The sequence below is a fragment of the Streptomyces sp. WMMC500 genome (assembly GCF_027497195.1).
Taxonomy (GTDB): Bacteria; Actinomycetota; Actinomycetes; order Streptomycetales; family Streptomycetaceae; genus Streptomyces.
Genome location: NZ_CP114905.1, coordinates 274,960 through 294,680, shown reverse-complemented (window position 1 = coordinate 294,680; position 19,721 = coordinate 274,960). Strand labels below are relative to the sequence as shown.

At 73.7% G+C, this 19,721-nt stretch carries 16 protein-coding genes; 12 read left to right on the top strand and 4 right to left on the bottom strand.

Annotated features, from left to right (window positions below):
* Positions 1–10: 10 nt before the first annotated feature.
* Complete coding sequence (locus O7599_RS01260; RefSeq protein WP_281620177.1) at positions 11–2,713, bottom strand: LuxR family transcriptional regulator; 2,703 nt, start codon at positions 2,711–2,713, stop codon at positions 11–13.
* Positions 2,714–2,969: 256 nt separating this feature from the next.
* On the opposite strand from O7599_RS01260, the gene O7599_RS01255 reads away from it, so the two are divergent.
* The 4 genes from O7599_RS01255 to O7599_RS01240 all read left to right on the top strand — a co-directional run bounded on the left by O7599_RS01255 (position 2,970) and on the right by O7599_RS01240 (position 8,579).
* Entirely contained in the window at positions 2,970–3,722 is a 753-nt protein-coding gene (locus O7599_RS01255; RefSeq protein WP_281620176.1) for an SDR family oxidoreductase, read from the top strand.
* On the top strand, positions 3,719–4,738 hold the full coding sequence (locus O7599_RS01250; protein ID WP_281620175.1) for a ferritin-like protein: 1,020 nt from the start codon (positions 3,719–3,721) through the stop codon (positions 4,736–4,738). The genes O7599_RS01255 and O7599_RS01250 overlap by 4 nt, the downstream gene beginning before the upstream one ends.
* Before the next feature lie 14 nt (positions 4,739–4,752).
* Entirely contained in the window at positions 4,753–5,706 is a 954-nt protein-coding gene (locus tag O7599_RS01245) for an alpha/beta hydrolase (protein WP_281620174.1), read from the top strand.
* Positions 5,707–5,840: 134 nt separating this feature from the next.
* Complete coding sequence (locus O7599_RS01240) at positions 5,841–8,579, top strand: HAD-IC family P-type ATPase (protein ID WP_281620173.1); 2,739 nt, start codon at positions 5,841–5,843, stop codon at positions 8,577–8,579.
* A 28-nt stretch (positions 8,580–8,607) separates the two neighbouring features.
* Here O7599_RS01240 and O7599_RS01235 read toward each other — a convergent pair whose 3' ends face one another.
* Entirely contained in the window at positions 8,608–9,354 is a 747-nt protein-coding gene (locus O7599_RS01235; protein WP_281620172.1) for a phosphotransferase, read from the bottom strand.
* Positions 9,355–9,425: 71 nt separating this feature from the next.
* Here O7599_RS01235 and O7599_RS01230 point away from each other — a divergent pair, with 71 nt between their 5' ends.
* From O7599_RS01230 to O7599_RS01205, 6 genes are all read left to right on the top strand, one after another.
* Positions 9,426–9,905 (top strand): hypothetical protein, encoded by a 480-nt coding sequence (locus tag O7599_RS01230; RefSeq protein WP_281620171.1) that lies wholly within the window; start codon positions 9,426–9,428, stop codon positions 9,903–9,905.
* Between the two features lie 126 nt (positions 9,906–10,031).
* Positions 10,032–10,664, top strand: coding sequence for a hypothetical protein (locus O7599_RS01225; RefSeq protein WP_281620170.1), 633 nt, complete (start codon positions 10,032–10,034; stop codon positions 10,662–10,664).
* A gap of 936 nt (positions 10,665–11,600) precedes the next feature.
* A complete protein-coding gene (locus tag O7599_RS01220; RefSeq protein WP_281620169.1) occupies positions 11,601–11,795 on the top strand; it encodes a hypothetical protein in 195 nt (64 codons plus the stop codon).
* A 62-nt stretch (positions 11,796–11,857) separates the two neighbouring features.
* The gene (locus O7599_RS01215; RefSeq protein WP_281620168.1) at positions 11,858–12,619 is read left to right on the top strand and encodes a hypothetical protein; all 762 of its coding nucleotides are present in this window, start codon (positions 11,858–11,860) and stop codon (positions 12,617–12,619) included.
* On the top strand, positions 12,616–13,536 hold the full coding sequence (locus O7599_RS01210; RefSeq protein ID WP_281620167.1) for a hypothetical protein: 921 nt from the start codon (positions 12,616–12,618) through the stop codon (positions 13,534–13,536). Before O7599_RS01215 ends, O7599_RS01210 begins: the two co-directional genes overlap by 4 nt.
* Positions 13,537–13,550: 14 nt before the next feature.
* Positions 13,551–14,597, top strand: a complete 1,047-nt coding sequence (locus O7599_RS01205) for a serine hydrolase domain-containing protein (protein ID WP_281620166.1) — start codon at positions 13,551–13,553, stop codon at positions 14,595–14,597.
* A 28-nt stretch (positions 14,598–14,625) separates the two neighbouring features.
* Here the strand turns inward: O7599_RS01205 and O7599_RS01200 are convergent, their stop codons facing one another.
* Positions 14,626–15,597 carry a WYL domain-containing protein gene (locus O7599_RS01200; protein WP_281620165.1) on the bottom strand — a complete coding sequence of 324 codons (972 nt, stop codon included), beginning with the start codon at positions 15,595–15,597 and terminating at the stop codon, positions 14,626–14,628.
* Positions 15,598–15,709: 112 nt separating this feature from the next.
* Between O7599_RS01200 and O7599_RS01195 the strand changes: the two genes are divergently transcribed.
* Positions 15,710–16,984 (top strand): ATP-grasp domain-containing protein, encoded by a 1,275-nt coding sequence (locus tag O7599_RS01195; protein WP_281620164.1) that lies wholly within the window; start codon positions 15,710–15,712, stop codon positions 16,982–16,984.
* The gene (locus tag O7599_RS01190) at positions 16,981–18,198 is read left to right on the top strand and encodes an MFS transporter (RefSeq protein WP_281620163.1); all 1,218 of its coding nucleotides are present in this window, start codon (positions 16,981–16,983) and stop codon (positions 18,196–18,198) included. The genes O7599_RS01195 and O7599_RS01190 overlap by 4 nt, the downstream gene beginning before the upstream one ends.
* Positions 18,199–18,219: 21 nt before the next feature.
* Here the strand turns inward: O7599_RS01190 and O7599_RS01185 are convergent, their stop codons facing one another.
* Complete coding sequence (locus tag O7599_RS01185; protein WP_281620162.1) at positions 18,220–19,680, bottom strand: hypothetical protein; 1,461 nt, start codon at positions 19,678–19,680, stop codon at positions 18,220–18,222.
* Positions 19,681–19,721: the final 41 nt, after the last annotated feature.

Genomic DNA, 19,721 nt, shown 5'->3' with positions numbered 1-19,721 from the left:
ACCCTACGTTTCAGGTCGGCGGCTTCGATTGAGTCATTCGACTCAACGCGTCGCGAAGCCCCGCCCGTGAGGCGATCCCGAGCTTCGGGAACGACTGGTAGAGGTGATTGGCGACGGTCCGCGGGGACAGGAACAGCCGCTCGCCGATCTGCTTGTTGGTCAGCCCCTCGGCGGCGAGCGTGGCGATCTCCCACTGCTGGGGAGTGAGCTCCGCCCCGCCCGGGCCGATGGCCCGGCCCGTCGCGCGCAGCTCGGTGTTGGCCCTGGTCAGCCACGGGCGGGCGCCCAGGCTGCGGAAGGTTTCGTGCGCGGCGGCGAGCTGCACGCGGGCCTCGGCGGTGGCCCTGTCCCGGCGCAGGCGCTCCCCGTACAGGAGCTGCCACCTGGCGTGCTCGAACGGCCAGCGCTCCGCACCGGGTATGCCGAGCGCCGCGTCGAACAACCGGCGGTAGTCCGCGTCGTCGGCGGTCAGGGCCGCCGAGGCCCCGGCGACCATCGCCAGCCGCGGCGAGATCACAGCCGTGCCCTGCACCGCGGCGGCGTGCGCGGCGGCTACCTGCTGGCGGCCGCTCCGCCAGGCGGCCTCGACGAGGTCCGTGATCGCCCACAGCGCGTGCGGCACGTGCGAGGCCAGCACACCCGCCGGGCTGATCGAGGCGGCCTGCTGATAGGCCTTCTCGAAGTCGCCCGCGCCCAGTGCCACCAGCGCGTTGACCTGCCATGCGTAGTTCTGGATCGCCCGGGCTCCCCGCGGGGTCGCCCAGCGGGCCATCCGGTCGGCCAGTCCCGTGGCGGTCTCCGTCTCACCGCGCACCGCCGCCACCATCGCCCTCAGGTAGACGCCCGGCCAGGAGAGCAGCGGGTAGCCGTGCTGGTCACACAGCGCCAGCCCCTCGTCGAGGACCTCCTCCAGCTCCTCGTACTGCCCGACGAAGAAGCAGTCGTTGCCCAGGACGAACAGTGCCTCGATCGCCGAAGTGACGGCTCCGCCGTCGCGACCGTGGTGGACGACCCGCCACAAGCCTTCGCGGCACGGGCCCAGGCGGTCGATCAAAGCGGCGGCGATGGCGATGCGGATGATGCGTACGGGAATGAACTCCCGGTGCAGGCCGGCGATCGCGGCGTCGACCCGGTCGAGCACGGGGGCTGCCAGACGGGCGGGGTCGGAGAAGGTCCTGCCGAGGATGTCCATCAGCTCGGGCGGTCCCGGCTCGAGCCGGTCGATCGCCTCGTGGAAGGGCTCCCAGAGTTCGGCCCGGCCGCCGAAGAAGCAGATCATGAGCAGGGTGTAGAGCCCCTCGACGAGAGTCTCGTTGCGGGCGTCGCCCGGGTCGTCGAGCATCTCGATCGCGCCGACCAGCAGGCGGTGCGCGCTGTCCACGTCGCCCTCGCCGTTGAGCAGGTGGTACGCGCCGCCGACCGCGGCGGCCAGCGACTCGCCCCGCCGGTCCGCCCTGCGGGCCTGCTCCAGCAGTCGCGGAGCGTCGCGCAGGTCCCCGTTGACGACCGCGCCGAAGTAGGCGGCCACGCCCAGGCGGCCGGCCCGCTCGAGATCGTCCGTGCTCAGTTCGGCCGCGCGCAGGAGCAGCGTGATGGCGTGGACGCTGTCCCCCCGCCGCAGGTAGGCGTCGGCAACGGAGTCCAGCAGTGCGGCGACTTCCTCGTCCGGGCCCTGAGCGGCCTCCGCCAGATGCCAGGCCCGTCGTTCCGGCTGGCCGGTCAGGCGCTCGGCGAGCAGCCGGTGCGCGCGGTGGCGTTGCCCGCTCGTGGCCGTCTCCATCACCGCGGAGCCGATCAGCGGATGGCGGAAGTGCAGCCTTCCGGCGCCCCGGTCGACCCTGACGAGCCGTGCCCGCTCGGCGGCTGCCAGCGCGCCGGTGTCGAGGACGTTCAGGTCCCCGGTGCCGTCCAGTACGGCGAGCAGCAGCATGTCGTACGTCGTCTCCGGCAGGTTCCGGATCCGCGCGGCGAACACCGCCTGCAGACGGTCGCTGAGTGGCAGGACGGGCGGCAGCGCTCCGTGGACGTTGCCGAGGGCCACCGGCAGCTCCAGGAGGGCCAGGGGGTTGCCCTCCGCGTCCGCCAGCAGCCGCCGGCGGATCCGGGACGTCAGCGCAGGGAAGTGTGCATTCAGCAGGGCCCTCGCGTGCTGTTCTTCGAGTGGCTGCAGCTCGTAGCCCGGCAGGCCGCCGTGGTCGAAGTGCGTCTCCCCGCCGGATCGCGACGCGGCGAGCAGGCCGACCCCGCCGCCGGTGAGGCGGCGTGCCACGAGGCCGAGCACGACGGCGCTGGCCCGGTCCAGCCAGGAGATGTCGTCGATGACCACCAGCAGCGGGCCGGGCCGCGCCGCCCGGCACAGGAGCAGCAGGGCCGCGTTGGCCACGAGAAGCTGGCCGGGGGCGGCTCCTTCTCCGAGCCCCAGGGCGACGCTCAGTGCCTGCTGGTGCACGGGGTCCAGGTGGGGCAGCTCGTCGAAGAGCGGGTGGAGGACCTGGTGCAGACCGGCGTAGGTCACCTCGCCCTCGAACTGCGACCCGGAGGCGCGCAGCACCCGGCGGCCGGCGGCCTCCGCCCGTGCCGCGGCCGCGTCCAGCAGGACGGACTTGCCGACGCCGGCCGCACCCAGCAGGACGAACGCGCCCCCTTCGACGGCGTCCTGGTCGACGAAGGCGTCCAGCCGGGCGAGATCCTTGTCGCGCCCGATCAACTTCACGAACTGACTTTACGCCGGCCCCCGCAATTTCAGCCCCGGGCGGCCCTCCGGTATCGCGCGCGGGAGCCCGTACTCCCGGCAGCCGCATCCGCACCTCGCCGATCGCGGCGGAGGACGGAGAGCTGGCCGAACGGCCGCACCGGGAGGTGCCCGGCCGCGCGATCTCCCGCATCGGAGCAGTCACAAGACCGGACGCCGTCCGGTCTTAGCTGGCGACCGGGGCACAACGGGTTCCCGGGGACGCAAGGGGTCGGTAGTGAAGATCGTGGTGATCGGCGGGGCCGGGCTCATCGGCTCGAAAGTGGTGACGAAACTGCGCGAGCACGGTCACGAGGCCGTGGTGGCGGACCTGACCACCGGCGTCGACACGCTGACCGGGGCGGGGCTGGCAGAAGCGATGACGGGCACGCAGGTCGTCATCGACCTCTCCAACTCGCCGTCGTTCGAGCCGGACGCCGTCATGAAGTTCTTCACGACCTCCACCGGCAACCTGCTCGCGGCGGAGTCCGAGGCGGGCGTGGGCCACCACCTCGCGCTGTCGATCGTCGGCACGGAACGGATGACGGGCAGCGGCTACTTCGACGCCAAGAACGCCCAGGAGGAGCTGATCGAGAAGTCGGGCGTCCCGTTCTCGCTGGTGCACTCGACGCAGTTCTACGAGTTCGTCCCCGGCATCGCCGACGGCGCAACGGTGGACGGCAAGGTGCACCTGGCACCCGTGCTGTTCCAGCCCATCGCGGGTGAGGACGTGGCCGAGGCGGTCGCCAGGACCGCCGTGGGCGGGCCGCTGATGGGCCGGATCGAGATCGCGGGACCCGAGCAGTACCGCATGGACGAGTTCTTCCGGCAGGCGCTCGCGGCCTGGGCCGACAGCCGCGAGGTCGTCACAGACCCCGGGGCGCGCTACTTCGGCGGCGCGCTGACGGACCGGTCCCTGGTGCCGGACGAGGGCGCCCGGCTGGGCACCATCGGCTATCACGACTGGCTCGTCGGGGCCGTGGCCCGGTGACCCACGAACGATCAGCGCGTATCGACACGCTTGCCGGCCTCCGTGACCACCTGCAGTGGGCGGTGGAGCTGGAGCACGCGACGCTGCCGCCGTACCTGACGGCGTTGTACTCCCTGGACGCCGACCGGAACGCCGCGGCGGTGGAAGTGGTCAGCAGTGTCTTCGTGGAGGAGATGCTGCATCTGGCGCTGGTGGCGAACCTGCTCAACGCGGTCGGCGGCCGGCCGCGCCTGGACAGGCCGGAGATGCTGCCGCCCCATCCCCGGCGGCTGCCCCACGGCGACCTGGAGCTGTCGCTGGTGCCGTTCGGGCCGGAGGCGCTGGAGATGTTCCTGCGGCTCGAACGGCCCGCCCCGCCCGGTGCCGCGCCGCAGGACGACGGGTACCAGACGATCGGCCAGTTCTACGCCGCGATCGAGCAGGGGCTGCGCGAGCTGTGCGACCGGCTCGGTGAGCCGGCGGTCTTCACCGGCGACCCGGCCCGTCAGGTCCGTGGCGCCCGGTTCCGGCACACCGCCGGGGAACTCTTCGCGGTGGAGGACCTGGAATCGGCGCTCGGCGCGCTGGCGGAGATCGTCGAGCAGGGCGAGGGCAACGACCGGGGTGAGGTGTGGGACGGCGATCGTGACGTCTTCCATCCGGGGCGGGACGAGGTCGGGCACTACTACCGCTTCCAGGAGCTGAAGGCGGGCCGCCGTTTCCGCCCGGGGGACACGCCGCGGTCGGGGCCCACGGGGGAGAGGGTCGCGGTGGATCCGGAGGGGGTCGCGGCCATGGCGCCCCACCCGCGCCGGGCCGCCGAGGGCACGGAGGCCCGGGCGGCGCAGGAGGAGTTCGACCGCACCTACTGCGGGATCCTCCGGCTGCTGGAGCAGGCCTTCGACGGCAGGCCCGGGCAACTGCGCGCCGCCACCGGCGAGATGTTCCGGCTGAAGGCGCAGGCGCAGTCCCTGATGCGGCTTCCCGGCGGCCACGGCCCCACCTTCCGTTACGTCCCGTCCGAATCACGCACCTGACCGGGAGGCACCTCATGAACGAACACGTCCTGGAACCCGCCGCCCACGACCTCGCGCAGGCGACGTCGAAGCCGCCGTTCCTGTACGAGCTGGGCCCCGAAGGCGCCCGGAAGGCCCTGGACGACCTCCAGGCCGCGCCGATGGCCATGCCGGAGGTCCAGGAGAAGTGGATCGTCGTGCCCGCGGAGGTCGGCGACGTGCGCGTGCGGATCGTGAAGCCCGCCACCTCGTCGGGGCCGCTGCCCGCCGTGCTCTACATGCACGGCGGCGGGTGGGTTCTCGGCAACGCGGGCACCCACGACCGGCTCGTGCGGGAGCTTGCCGTCGACGCGCACGTGGCGGTGGTCTTCGTCGAGTACGACAGGTCGCCCGAGGCCCGGTACCCGGTGGCCGTCGAGCAGGGCTACGCCACCGCCCAGTGGGTCACCCGGCACGGTGCCGAGGAGGGGCTGGACCCCTCCCGGATGGCGGTGGCCGGGGACTCCGTCGGCGGGAACATGACCGCCGCCCTGACCCTCATGGCCAAGCGCCGGGGCGACGTGAGCTTCGTGCACCAGTCGCTCTACTATCCGGTCACCGACGCGGGGCAGGACACCGACAGCTACCGCGAGTTCGCCGCCGGGCCGTTCCTGACGGCCAAGGGCATGGCCTGGTTCTGGGACGCCTACACCACCGACCCCGCCCAGCGCGCGGAGATCACCGCCTCGCCGCTGCGGGCCTCGCGCGCCGACCTGGAAGGGCTGCCGCCGGCCTTCGTCGTCGTCGACGAGAACGACGTGCTGCGCGACGAGGGTGAGGCGTACGCGCGCAAGCTGACGGCGGCCGGGGTGCCGACCGTCAGCGTCCGTTACAACGGCATCCTGCACGACTTCATGATGCTCAACGCCCTGCGCTCCACCGCGGCGGCGAGCTGCGCCATCGCGCAGGCCGTCGCCGTGCTCAGGGCGGCGCTCGACACCGCCGACTGAGCGGCGCCACGGGTGCGGCCGTCACCGCTCACCGGCCCGGCGGCGGCGTGCGCGGCGAGCCCGTTCTCGCCGGTCACGACCACGACCGGCCTGGACAACGTCCGCGCGTCGCCCCGGCTCCCGAGGAAGACAACATGAACGAAGCGGAACGGATACCGTGGCACGCCCTGCCGGTCGGCGAGGTCGCCGCACGGCTGCGAGCGGACCCGGAGCGGGGCCTGTCGGCCGGGGAGGCCGCGCAGCGGCGTGAGCACCACGGCCCCAACCGGCTGCGGGAGACGAACCGGGATCCTCGCTGGCGCGCGTTCGTCCGCCAGTTCCAGGATCTGATGATCCTGATCCTGCTGGGTGCCGCCGTGGTCAGCCTGCTGATCTCCCGCGAGTGGGAGACCCCGGTCGCGATCGCCGTGGTCGTCCTGCTGAACGCCACCATCGGCTTCGTCCAGGAGTCGCGCGCCGAGGACTCGCTGGAGGCGCTGCGGAGGATGACCGTCACCACGGCGACCGTCCGGCGGGACGGCCTGCTCACCCGTCTGGACGCCGGGGAACTCGTCCCGGGTGACGTGGTGGAGGTCGAGGCCGGCGACCGGGTGCCGGCGGACGGGCGGCTGCTGTCGGCGGCCTCGCTCGAGGTGCAGGAGTCCGAGCTGACCGGGGAGGCGCAGCCGGCGGTGAAGTCCGTCGCCGCCCGGGCGGACGAGGACCTGCCCGTGGCCGAGCGGGCCAACACCCTGTTCATGAACACCTCGGTGACCCGCGGCAGGGGCGAGATGCTGGTCACCGCGACCGGCATGGCGACCGAGACCGGCCGGATCGCCGACCTCCTGGATGCGGCCAAGCCCGCCTCGACGCCGCTGAAGCGGCAGATCGACGTGCTCAGCCGGACGCTGGCGCTCATCGCCGCCGTCGTGGTCGCCGTCGTGATCGTGCTCGGGCTCGTCCGCGGGCAGGAGGCCGACGTGCTGTTCGTCACCGCCGCGTCGCTGGCCGTGGCCGCCATTCCCGAAGGGCTGCCCGCGGTGGTGGCCTTCACGCTGGCCATGGGCACCGACCGGCTCGCCCGTCACGGGGCGATCGTCAAGCGGCTGTCGTCGGTGGAGACGCTCGGCAGCACCTCGCACATCTGCACCGACAAGACCGGCACGCTGACCCTCAACCAGATGACCGCCCGGGAGCTCGTCCTCGCGAGCGGGCGCTTCACCGTCTCCGGTTCCGGCTACGGCACCGCCGGCCGGATCCTCTCCACCGACGGGCGCCCGCCTCCGGACGCCCTGCACCACGCGCTGATCGCGATGGGCCTGTGCACGGACGCCGTGCTGCGCGACGAGACGGTGGTCGGCGACCCCACGGAGGCGGCCCTGATCGTGCTCGCCGAGAAGGGCGGCCTGGACGTCACGGCGCTGCGGCAGCGGAACCCGCGCCTGGCGGAGATCCCGTTCGAAGCCAACCACAAGTTCATGGCCACGTTCCACGACTGGACCGATGACGACGACCGGCCGGTCGTGCGCTGCTTCGTCAAGGGCGCTCCGGACGTCCTGGTCACCGGGGCGACCCACTACCTCGGCCCGGACGGCGTCACCGAGATCACCCCCGAGGCCCGGCGCAGCTACGAGGACGCGAACGCGGGGCTCGCCGAGCAGGGCCGCCGGGTGCTCGTCGTGGCGCGCCAGGACTTCACCGCGGACGGCTTCGACGCCGGGGCGGACCTCAAGCCGCTGCTGGACCGGATCGTGCTGATCGCTCTCGTCGGCATCGTCGATCCGCCGAAGCCCGAGGCACGGCAGGCCATGGCCCAGTGCCACGACGCGGGTGTCCGTGTCCGCATGATCACCGGTGACCACGCGGTGACGGCCGCGGCCATCGCCCGCGATCTCGGGATCCCCGGCCGGACCGGCACCGGTGCGGAGCTCGACCGGATCCCCGACGGCGAACTCGCCCGCCACCTGGACGACGTCGGCGTCATCGCCCGGGTCTCACCCGAGCACAAGCTCCGCATCGTCACGGCCCTGCAGGCTCGCGGCGACGTCGTGGCGATGACCGGCGACGGGGTCAACGACGCCCCCGCACTCCGCAAGGCGGACATCGGCGTGGCCATGGGCGTGACCGGGACCGAGGTCACCAAGGAAGCGGCGACGATGGTGCTCACCGACGACAACTTCGACACCATCGTGCGAGCCGTGCGTGAAGGACGGGGCGTCTACGACAACATCGTCAAGTTCACCCGCTTCCAGGTCTCCACCGCACTCGGCTTCGTGCTGACGTTCCTGATCACCTCCCTCACCGGCATCGGCGGCGACGCACCGTTCACCGCCCTGCAGATCCTCTTCGTGAACCTCGTCATGGACGGCCCGCCGGCGATGACGCTCGGCGTCGACCCGGTCAGCCGGGACGCGATGAGCCGCCCGCCGCGACCCGCGGGGGAGCCCATCCTCACCCGGGAGCGCCTCATCCGCATCGTGGCGACGAGCACCCTCATGGCGACCGGCACCGTCGCGATGCTCGCCTGGGCACCGAGCGGCGTGGCGGGCACGATGGCGCTCGTCACGTTCGTCTTCTTCCAGGCGTTCAACCTGCTCACCGTCCGCCACCCGACCCGGAGCCTGTTCCACCGCGACATCCTGAGCAACCCGCACCCGCTGTTCGCCGTGGCCGGGGTTCTCGCCCTGCTCGCGGTCATCGTCGAACTGGACGCTCTGCACGGCTTCTTCACCACCACCGACCTCACGTTCGGGCAGTGGCTGGCCTGCCTGGCCGCCGGCTCGGCAGTCCTGTGGATCGGCGAGTTCGTCAAGGCCGTCCTCCGCGCCCGCGACCGCCGCGGATCTCCGGAGGCTCACCCGCCTGCGCGCCCCGCCGGTGCTGACGCTTCCTGACGATGACGGCGTGTCGGTGCGCGTGCGATCACATCCGGGACTTGAGCACGTCGACCTCGCAGCCCGGCGCGAACGGGTCGAAGCCGTGCTCGGCCAGCCAGCGAACGATCAGCAGACTCCGCATCGACCACCACGCACGGATCACGTCGGCGTCGACGTCGGCGCCGTAGCCGGCGAGGAGGTCGCCGAGGTGTTTCTCGTGTCCGAGGGTGAAGGTGGCGAGGTCGAACAGGGCGTCGCCGCTGCCCGCCTCGGACCAGTCGATGATGCCGGTGACCTCGGTGCCCTGGAGGAACACGTGGGCGATCTGCAGATCGCCGTGGGTGAACGCCGGAGTCCACGGCCGGAGCGCCGCCTCGGCGACCCCGCGGTTGCGGCTGACCAGGTCGGCGGGAAGCACGCCGCCGGACACGAGGAGCTCACACTCGCGGTCGAGCTCCGCCGCCAGCTCGTCGATGCTCCGTCCGGCCCGGCCGGTCCAGGGCGGCGGCGGCCCGTCGTGCAACTTCCGGATCGCGGCACCGGCCGCGGCCCACGCCTCGGGCGACGCGGTCGCCGGCCCGCCGAGTCGCCCGAGCGTCGTGCCCGGGACGGCGGCGATGGCGAGCACGCGAGGCTTGTGCCAGAGGATCTCCGGCGTCGGAACGGGCGTCAGACCCATCACCTCGACCTCGCGGTCGATACGCGCCTGATCGCCGTCCACCTTCAGGAACACGTCCCCGACGCGCAGCGTCGCCCGCTCCGAATGGGCGACGACGACCTCGACCTCATCCACGGCGCCCAGTGTCCCGGATCATCCCCGTCCGTGTCGCCGGGATTATGGCGGGCCGACTAGCATGCCGCCGCGTGGCAGACATCCATGAGGTCCTCATCAACGCCGAGCTTCCAGCCGATCTGGCGGACGCCGAGACCGCCGAACTCCGCTGGCATCTCGGGCTCGGCCCGCGTCCTGAGCGGCCCACCGTCGTGGTGGACGGCTGGCCGCTGACGACCGTCGAAGAAGAGGGCGAGCCCCTGCCGGAGGACCGGTGGGAGATCGACACGTACCCGCTCCTGGCGCAGCGGGGGCCTGCCGACCCGAGGATCGGGGGAGTCGTCTTCTCCGAGCTGGCGCGTCGCGAAGGGGCCGCCGACGCCGGCTGGGCTCTGTCGTCCCGGCAGGTGCTCCACAGTGACGATCTCACCCTGCTGGAACAACTCCTCCGGTGGCTGCAGGCGCGAGCGGTGGGGTACCGGGGAGGCCCGGCGTGCTTCAGTTGTCACACGCGGTTCTACGAGGACGGGCCCGAGCTGGAACTGCTGTCCCCCGGCCCGCAGGTCGGCTGACCTCCGGTCCGGGGGCGGGCGGCTGGCCCGGGGCGGCGGACTTTGGCAGGCTACGGCGCGGGGTGATGCCTTGTGGGGTTCGAGCGAGGCGGGGCGCGGGAGCAATCCGCCCTCACGTCCGCCGAGTTGGCCACGCGTCTGCGGCCGTTCATCGTGCCGGAGGAGACCGCCTTTCGTCATTCGCTGACGGATGCGGAGCCGGTCCTGCCGGGTCTGGTGCGGACCGTCGTCGTGGACCACGACGGGGAGTTCGGCCATCTGCCGCGGTCGTTGCCGGCGGCGTTCTCCCCCTCCTCGCAGTGGCTGCACGAGACCGCGGTGGAGAACCTGCGCGCGCTGCCGCCGCCGGAGCTGCGAACCATATCGGCGGACAAAGCTCGTACGGACGCGGATCTGCTGGTGATGCAGAGCGCCGACGTCTACGGTGCGTCCCGGTTCTCCTGCTTCCCGGACTTGCTGGCCGACGCGACCGGTGGCGCGCCGGTGGAGCACGGCGTGCTGGTGGCCATGCCGGACTGGCACAGCCTGGTGCTGCATGTCATCAGCGGTCCTGGCGCGGCCGCCGCCATGAAGCTCATGGCGCAGGTCGGACGCACGTGGATCGGCGGGGCGAAGCGCGAACGGCAGCTCGTGCCCGACGTGTTCTACGTGGCCGCGGACGGGCGCAGCCAGGTCGTGGCGCGGATCGAGGGTGACGTGCTGGAGCGGTACCCGACCGGTCCGGTCGCAGAACTCGGCATCGACCTCTTCCCCGGGTAGCCGCGGGCGCGCCGCGGAGGCGTAGCCGGTGGTGCGGGTGGCGGCTTCGGTGCCGCCGAGGACCAGCACCCGGCCGGAGGGCAGGGCGACGGCGCGCTGACCGGTACGGCCCGCCGGCATGTTCTCGGCGGTGGTCCATTCCCCGGTGGCCGGGTCGAAGAGTTCGGCCGTGAACAGGCTGCGCCCGGCCGCCCGCCGGAGAGCTGGAAGACGTCCTCGTCGAGGTAGCGCGGCGCCCCCCTGTCCGTACGGCGCGCGAGGGACGGCACGTCGAGCGACCAGCCCAGCCCGAGGGGAGTTGCCCGCCCCGGAGTCGGAGCCGAGGGCGAGCGCGGGCTCGGCGCCGCGGGCAGGCGAGAGGGTGAGCGGCTGGGCACTCAGACTAGGGACGGGAAAGGCAGATATGCCTTGTCAAGACGGCCTAGCCACCGGAATGGGTGGTCTTCCCGCGCGGCATCGCCGTTGTCGCGACGAGCAGTTGCCACGAACCGAAGGAGAAGCAGCCGTACGGGCCCGGGGACATGACGTCGGGACGCGGGGTCCGCGCCCGTGTCGATGCGCCGCCGGGTGAGCCTGTCGTGCGCCGGTGCGCTCAGCGCGGCTGCGGCGTCGGCGGCGGTGTTCTGCGGCGTGGACCCGGCGCCGCGGAGGGCCGGGCGGGGCCGGGCCCGGGGACCGAAGGCGGCGCGGGGGCCGAGCCGTACGGGCCGGGCACCCGGGGGTGCCGACCTGCTAAACCTCAATGCTCCCGCATGCACCCATCGTGTGGTCTCCGTGCTGGTGGGATCTAAGTGGCGGGCGGGGAGGGGACATCGACGTTGGTGCAGTGAGCCGGATGGGTGACCACCGGCCGCACCCGTCGCGCTCGTCACTGCGCGGCGCAGTCACCCCGCTACGCCCTTCGTAGTCCGCGAGGGGACGACTCTTGGAGGCAAGATGTCCGTACAGACGACCCCGGCTCTCTCCCCGGTCCGGGCCGGCGTGGCCGAAAGGGCCGCGCTCACGGCGCTGGTCGACGAGCCGGAGGCCCCGTACAGCGACGCACCCGTGTACTCGCCGCAGGGCGCCGGCGTCCTGCTGCTCGCCCTGCTCCTGTCCCCGAAGCTCCCGAAGGAGCCGCGTTCCTCCTGACGGTCCGCGGACCGGAACCGGAACAACATAGTCCGTGACCGACAGCAGAAGGTGAGCGCCCGATGTCGAATGCCGCAATGGGAGCTGAGTTCGCCCAAGCGGTGGAGCAACTGGCCGGGCGCGTCCTGGGTGCCCTTCGGGGCACCCAGGTTCCGCTGCCGGCCGTGTCCGGCGGGGAACGGCCGGCAGACACCGCCGCGCTGGCCGCCGTGCGCGTGCTGGGGCCCGACCTCTTCGCGCCGGCGCTCTTCTGCCGCCAGCCGTTGCCGCAGCCCGACCGGGAGACGCTCGGCTCGGCCCTGCGGCTCTTCCCGCCCCGGCCCGGGGACAGCACCGAGGCCCGCTGGCGCGACCGCACCACCGCCGCGCTGCTCGCCCGCGGCTCGGCCCGGAGCCTGACCGCCCTGCCGTACGCGGGTGAAGAGGGCGAGCGCGCCGGGCTTGCCGAGGTGGTCGAGATCGCCGGGATCGTCGAGGACGCGGAGGACACCGAACTCTCGTGGCAGGAGCGGTCGCAGCGGATGGCGCGGCTCGCCCCGCTGGCGCTTCCGGAGGTGGACGGGCCCTACCAGCAGCGGGCCTGCCGCCACGTCCGGGCGCTCAGCCGGGGCGCCACGCGCTCCCTGATGCGCCGCGACTACCCCACCGCCGCCCGGCTCGTCCGCTGGCTCGCGCTGGCCCGCAGCCGCGGCGCCCAGCCCGCCCTCGACCTGCCCACGGCGCTGGACCACCTGCGTCTGTGGGGCGCGCCCAGCGCCCGTACCGCGCTCGACCTCGCCATCGCCAGAAGACTCCTGGCCACGACGGAAGGGGGCCCGCGATGACCACCCCCGGACCAGCGGAGTCGGTGGGCGCCACGGCACTCCGCACGGGCTCGCGGGCGCTGGGCTGGCTGCACCGCAACCGCGCGCAGGGCACCTTCGCCGACGGCGCCACGGCCGAACTGGCCGAGCCCGACAGCGTCTACAAGCCGCTGGGCGAGATGGCGCTCGCCGCGTCCCTGGTGCTCCGCGACGCCACGTTCCCCGCCGCCGAGCGCGACGCCGCCGGCGACCTGCTCGACTTCGCCTGGGACCAGTTCCGCGGCGGGGACCTCCTCTACGAGCGGCAGTTGCGGTTCCCGGCCATGACCGACCCGCTGGAGTCCTACGTCCACTTCCACCGCGCCGGCTACCGCCACGAACGGCTCCAGGCGCTGCTGACGCACCTGACCGACCTGACGTCGTACCGCGAGTACGAGCACGCGCCCAACCGCCGCATGGCGGTGGCCAACGCGACCCGGGTGATCGGTGTCGCCGACCGGACCGACTGGCCCGCCCGCACCGCGGCCACCTGGCTCGGCGCCACGCCCGAGCCGTGGACCATGGACTGGATGACGGCGTACCACGTGACCCACACCGTCTTCCATCTCACCGACTGGGGCGCGGAACCCCACGCCCTGCCGCCCCGCTTGCGTGACTATCTGGCGACCTGGCTGCCGGTGTGGACGGACGTGTGGCTGGAGATCGAGGAGTGGGACCTCGTCGCCGAACTCCTCGTCGTCGACGCCGCCATGCCCGAGCCGGTCTGCGACCCGGCCGCCTGGCGGCGGCTGGCCGCCGCCCAGCACGAGGACGGGCTGCTCCCGCGCGACGGCCGGACCGGCACGGACGACGAGGAGCGGCGGTTCGACGACCACTACCACACCGCCACGGTCGCCACGATCGCCTCCTCTCTCGTGCTCTCGCGCCTCGGCGCCTGACCGGGCGGCGTCACGTGACTCTCCGCGACGAACCCCTCAAGGCGGTGGCCGCCACCGCGGAACCGCGGGCGGCGGTGGCCATCGCGGTGTCCGTGACCGGCGCGTACCGCACGCTGTGCCGCGGCGGCATCGACCGCAAGGGCACCGCGTCGGTCACCGACCGCACCCGCTTCGAGGTCGGCTCGGTGAGCAAGACCTTCACCGCGCTGCTGCTCGCCGACACCGCGGCGCGCGGCGAGCTCGGCCTCACCGACCGCATCGCGGAACGCCTCCCGTACGCCGCCCTCCCGCGCGGCCACGGCCGGGCCATCACCTACGAGCACCTGGCGACCCACACCTCCGGCCTGCCCCGGCTCCCGCCCGGACTGATGCTCAACGGGTTGACGTCCTGGTTCGCCAACCCCTACCGGTCGTTCACCCCCGACATGCTGCTGCCGGCGCTCGCTCGCGCGGTCGTGCACCACCCGCCCGGCACCCTCGTGCGGTACTCCAACCTCGGCGTCGGGCTGCTCGGCCGGCTGCTGGCCGACGGCGCCGGCACCGACTACGGGTCGGTGCTGCACGCGCGCGTGCTGGCCCCCCTGGAACTCGCCGACACCGGCACCGCGTCCCCGGACCACCCGGGGGACCCCTCCTACGCCGTCGGCTACTGGCACGGCCGCCGCCGCCCGCCCTGGGCCATCCCGGCGCTCCCCGGCGCGGGAGCGGTGCGCTCCAGCGCCCGCGACCTGGTCCGCTATCTGCGGGCCCACCTCGACCCGGAGGACTCCGACGTCCCGGGATCACTGCGGACTCCGCTGGCGGAGGTCGTCCGGATCCGCGACCTGCCCGCGGGGGAGGAGGGGAAGTCCGGCCTGGCCTGGAGCGTACGGACCCTCGCGGGGGCGACGCTGTACTTCCACTCCGGCGCCACCCGCGGCTGCACGTCGTTCGTGGGCCTGAGCCCGGAGCGGGAGATCTGCGTGGCCGCCCTGACCAACTCGGGGGTCACGTTGCGGAGCCGGTTCATCCAGTCGGCGTACCTGCTGCTGCGGTCACTGGCGCTGGGAGAGGCGAAGTAGCCCGGCGCGTGCGGGACGGGGGCTCGGATCACGGTTCCCCGCGGGACGTCGTCGATGCCTCCGATGCCTCCGATGCCGCCGTCAGCCGCGCCGCGAGTGCCGCGACCGCCGCGCGGAGCTCCGGGCCGCCCTCGACGCGGAAGGCGAACGGCATCCGCGCCAGCCAGTCCCGCGCGTACATCGTCGGCGCGCTCGTGCTGCCGACCAGGACGCAGCCGTCGCCCGCCGCCTCCAGGCGGCCCATCGGGGGTCTCACCCACCGCGCGACCTCCGCCGGCGGCGCGTCGAAGACGACGCGGGTCGGGAACTCCCAGCCTGTGCCGAGGTTCTCCTCCAGCACCGCGACCGGGTCGAGGCCGGCGGGCGGGGTGAAGGCGCGGGTGGTCCGGTGGACCTCGCCGATGCGGTCGACGCGGTACGTGCGGATCGCGTCCGCGCGGTGGGAGCGGCACAGCAGGTACCAGCGCCCGTGGCGTACGACCACCGCCCACGGGTCCACCAGCCCCGCCGACTCCTGCCCCGACTCGCTGCGGTACGTGATCCGCACGCTCCGCCGCTCCGCGCAGGCCGCGACCAGCGCGCCGGTGGTCGCCGGGTCGGGGCGGGCCGAGGCGGGGTCGGGGGCGGCCGAGGCGTGCGCGCGCAGCGCCGCCGCCTGCCGGCCGACGCTCTCCGGCAGCACCCGGAGGACCTTGTTCAGCGCCTCGCCCACCAGCTCGTCCGCGTCGTCGAGCGCCGCCATGACCAGCGCCAGCGCCTCGGCCTCGGTGAAGACCACCGGCGGCAGCCGGGCGCCGCGGCCCAGCCGGTAGCCGCCGTACGGGCCGCGGGTCGACTCCACCGGGACGCCCGCCTCCCGGAGGATCCCGACGTAGCGGCGGGCCGCCCGCTCGGTGACGCCCAGCGCGTCGGCGATTTCGGCGGCCGTCGTGCCGGGGCGCGTCCGCAGGAGCTCCATGGTGCGCAGGGCACGCGCGGTCGGGCTGAGATCGGTGGGCACCCGGGCAGGTTAGGCGGCGCGGGCGGCATCCGGAAATAGATTCCGGAAGGGGAATGTCCGGAACCGGTCGTAGCGTGTCGGTGATCCATCCGCACGGAAGAGGAAACCGATCATGGACATTCCCCCGTCCCCGGCCACAGCAGGCCCCCGCGTGCTGGTCGTCGGCGGCAGGCTCGCGCAGGTGCGCAAGGCCCGGGCCCTCGGACTGGACGTGGTGCACGTCCAGTACCCCGACGCGTACGACCGCGGCCACTGGCCGTACGTCGACCAGGCACTGCTGCTCGACTACGGGGACACCGGCCGGCTCCTGCCGCTGGTGCGGGCACTGCACGCGACCGGGCCGCTGCGCGCGGCCGTGTCGCTCTTCGAACCGGGGCTGCTGCCCGCGGCGCGGGTCAACGAGGCGCTCGGGCTGGGCGGCGAGTCCGTCGAGACCGTGGAACTGCTGCTCGACAAGGGGCGGATGCGCCGCCGCCTCGCGGAGCGCGGCATCAGCCCGGTGGCCGCCGCGGTCGGCCGGTCGGCGGTGGACGTCCGGGAGTTCACCGCAGCGCACGGGCTGCCGATCATCGTCAAGCCGGTCCGGGAGTCGGGCAGCCTGGGCGTGTTCCACGTACGGGACCGGGCCGACGCGGACGCCGTCGCCGGGCGGATCCGGTCGCTCGACGGCGACTGGACCGCGCGCGACCTCGCCGACGCCGGCTCCTTCGAGGAGTTCCTGATGGAGGAGTACCTCGAAGGACCGGAGATCAGCGTGGAGACCCTGAGCTTCGACGGCCGGCACGTGGTGGTCGCGGTGACCGACAAGGAGACCGGCGGCTCGGGGCCCGGCTCACGCTTCGTGGAGGTCGGCCACGCGCAGCCCAGCGCGGCCCCGCCCGGCACGCTGCGCGACGTCACGCGGCTGGTCACGGACTTCCTCGACGCGGTCGGGCTGCGCAACGGCCCCGGGCACACCGAGGTCAAGCTGACCTCCCGCGGCCCGCGGATCGTCGAGTCCCACAACCGCGTCGGCGGCGACCGCATCAACGAGCTGACCGAGATCGCCTACGGCGTCGACATGGAGCGGTACGCCCTGGCCGCCGGGCTCGGCGTCCTGGCGCCCCTGCCCGCGGCGCCCGCGCCACGCGGCGGTGCGGCCGTCCGGTTCCTCACGCCGGAGCCCGGCCGCGTGGTGGAGGTGACCGGCGCCGACGAGGTGCGCGCGGACGCCGCCTGCGTCGAACTCCGGCTCGACGTGCGGCCCGGCACGGTGGTGTCCCCGCTGACCTGGAACGAGGACAAGGCCGGCCACGTCCTCACCCGCGGCGCCACCGCCGCCGAGGCCGTCGCGCACGCCCGCCGCCTCGCCGCGGCGGTCCGGATACGCACCGAGCCCGCGCCGTGACCGCCGCCCCGCCGGGCCGGCCGGACCTCGCCGAGCAGCGGTTCCGCGACGCGCTGCGCGGCCTGCCGGGCCGGGTGTGGATCGTCAGCCTCGGTATCCTCGTCAACCGGGTCGGCAACTTCCTGCCCGTGTTCATCGTGCTCTACCTCACCGAACGGGGACACTCCGCCGGCGCCGCCGGCTTCGTGCTCGGCGTCTCCGGCCTCGGCAACGTGCTCGGGAACGCCCTCGGCGGCCACCTCGCCGACACCCTCGGCCGCCGCTGGACCATCGCGCTGTCCGGCGTCACCACCGCCGGACTGACGGCGGCCGTGCCGTTCCTCGGGCCGCTGCCCGCCATCGTCCCCGTCGTCGGGCTCATCGGCGTGACGTCGCACGTCTACCGCCCGGCCGCCGCCGCGGCGCTGCTCGACTCCGTGACGACCAACCGGCAACGCCTCGCCGCCTTCGGCGTGTTCCGCGCCGCGATGAACATCGGCGCCGCGCTCGGCGGCGTCGTCGGCGGCGTGCTGGCCGGCGCCTCCTACACGCAGCTCTTCCTCGGCAACGCCGCCGCGTGCCTGCTCTTCGGCGTGATCGTGGCAGCGCTGCTGCGCGACGCGCCCCGGCCGCGGGAGGAGAAGGAGACGCGGGTGGCACACGCCGCCGGATACCGCCGGGCGCTCGCCGACCGCACGCTGCTGCGGTTCCTGCTGATGACCGCGGTCGCCGAGTTCGTCTACATCCAGTCCACTGTCGGCCTGCCCCTGCACGTCACCGACGCGGGGCTCGACGCCCGCGACTTCGGCCTCCTCATCGGGCTCAACGGCATGCTGGTGCTGGTCCTGGAGCTGCCCGCCACCGCCGCGGTCTCCCGCTACCGGCCGGAGTACGTCCTCGCCGCCGGCAACCTGCTCGTCGGCGTCGGCCTCGCCCTCACCGGACTGGTCACCGACATGCACCTGCTGGCGGCGACGGTGGTGGTGTGGACGTGCGGCGAGATGATCACCAGCTCCGTCGCGTACGCCTACCTGGGCGGCCTGACCCCGCCCCACATGACCGGCCGCTACCAGGGCCTGCACGGCGCCGCGTACACCGTCGGCACGGGCGCGGGGCCGCTCCTCGGCGGCGCCGCGTACGCGGTCGGCCCCTGGGCGCTGTGGACCCTGGTCGGCGTGGCCGGAGTGCTGTCCGCGCAGCTCTGCCTGCCGCGCCGCCGCGCCCCGGCCGGTTGAGGCACCGGGGAGCGGGCGGCCTCAGCGGGGCAGGAACTCCGTCGTGGTGAAGGTCACCGCGTCCCGTGACGTGGCGCCTTCGGTGATCCACCAGTACGTGGGCTGCTCCCCGTACAGCGCGAAGCTCGGGTCGGGCCCCCAGTTGAGGATCAGCTCGTCCCTGCCGTCGCCGTCGAAGTCCGCGGCCCCCACGGGCCGGGCGTTCCGGTGCTTCGCGGGCGTCTCCTCACCGTCGGCGGTCCGCGCGGGTCCTTCGCGCAGGACGGAGGTGCGCTGTTCGCCGTCGATGAGCGTGGCGTCCTCGTACGTGGCGACGAGCAGGGCGTCACGGCCGTCGCCGTCCGGGTCGGCGGCGGCGAACCCGCCGGGGCCGTAGTACGAGTCGTCTTCGCCGGCCGGCGGTTCCGGCAGGTCGAGGACGACCGACTCGTCGCCGTTGCCGGGATAGACCGCGGCGTTGCCGTCGACCTCCGGCGCCTCCGTCTCGTAGCCGGGCTCGTTGTTTCGGCCCCGGTCGTCGCCCACCGCGACGTCACGCACGCCGTCGCCGTCGAAGTCCCCGAAGGCGTGGGCACTGCCGAGCTGCAGTTCGCGGACCTCGCCGGACAGGCCCGTGCCCGGGCGGGCCGGGTAGAGCGTGTTGGTGGCCTGTCCCCCGTCGGCCAACCCGCGCAGCAGCAGCGAGGTCGCCCGCGGCTTGCCGGAGGGGGCGATCTCGTCGGCGGTGAGGGTGCCCTCGTCGTACGGCAGGCTCGTGTCGACGCGCGCGGGATCGCCCGCGCGGGAGAACGGGCCGTACATCACCACCAGTGACGCGCCCGTGGTGGCTTTCTCCTGCAGCGCCAGGTCGTGGTGGCCGTCGGCGTCGAAGTCCCCGCGCGTCACCGAGCCCGTTTCCGCACCCGTCACGTCCGCGGGCAGCCGCAGCGCGACGGCCTCGGGCTTTCCGGCGGGCCGCTCGGGGCCGCCGAAGCTCACGTACGGCATCTCCGGCTTCCCCAGCAGGTCTTCCTGCCGCTCGGCCGCCTCGGCGGCGGTCGTGACGAAGTCGGGGTAGCCGTCGTCGTCGAGGTCGGCGGTGGTCACCTCCGCCGCGCGGAGGAGGTCGGGCGCGGGCGAGTCGGCGGGCAGGGCCGGCAGGCCCAGGTCGCGGCGTCCGTAGACGGTGCGCGTCGCCGGGTCCAGGCCGTCGGCGGAGCCGTAGACGACCGCGACGCGCTCCTCCGCGGTTTCGGGATCGTCACCGGCGAACGCCGGTATGAGGAGGTCCCGGTGCCCGTCGCCGTTGATGTCGTCCGGGTCCTGCGAACCCTCTCCGGGAGCCGGGGCCCGGCTCGCCTCCGGGGGCGCGGGCACGCCGGGCCGCGACGCGCCGTCCGCCGAGGGGGAGGGCGTCCCGCCCGCGCCGTCCGTTCCGCAGGCTGCGGTCACCGCGAGCAGGGCGGACAGGACGAGCGCGGAGAGCGTGGCACGGTGGATCATGCGGGCCACTGTCGCAGTGCACGGGCGGCGGCCGGTGCGTC

Coding starts and splice junctions, on each gene's coding strand:
- O7599_RS01245 (WP_281620174.1), top strand. CDS start 4,753: ATGAACGAACACGTCCTGGAACCCGCCGCCCACGACCTCGCGCAGGCG.
- O7599_RS01240 (WP_281620173.1), top strand. CDS start 5,841: ATGAACGAAGCGGAACGGATACCGTGGCACGCCCTGCCGGTCGGCGAG.
- O7599_RS01220 (WP_281620169.1), top strand. CDS start 11,601: ATGTCCGTACAGACGACCCCGGCTCTCTCCCCGGTCCGGGCCGGCGTG.
- O7599_RS01215 (WP_281620168.1), top strand. CDS start 11,858: ATGTCGAATGCCGCAATGGGAGCTGAGTTCGCCCAAGCGGTGGAGCAA.
- O7599_RS01210 (WP_281620167.1), top strand. CDS start 12,616: ATGACCACCCCCGGACCAGCGGAGTCGGTGGGCGCCACGGCACTCCGC.
- O7599_RS01195 (WP_281620164.1), top strand. CDS start 15,710: ATGGACATTCCCCCGTCCCCGGCCACAGCAGGCCCCCGCGTGCTGGTC.
- O7599_RS01185 (WP_281620162.1), bottom strand. CDS start 19,680: ATGATCCACCGTGCCACGCTCTCCGCGCTCGTCCTGTCCGCCCTGCTC.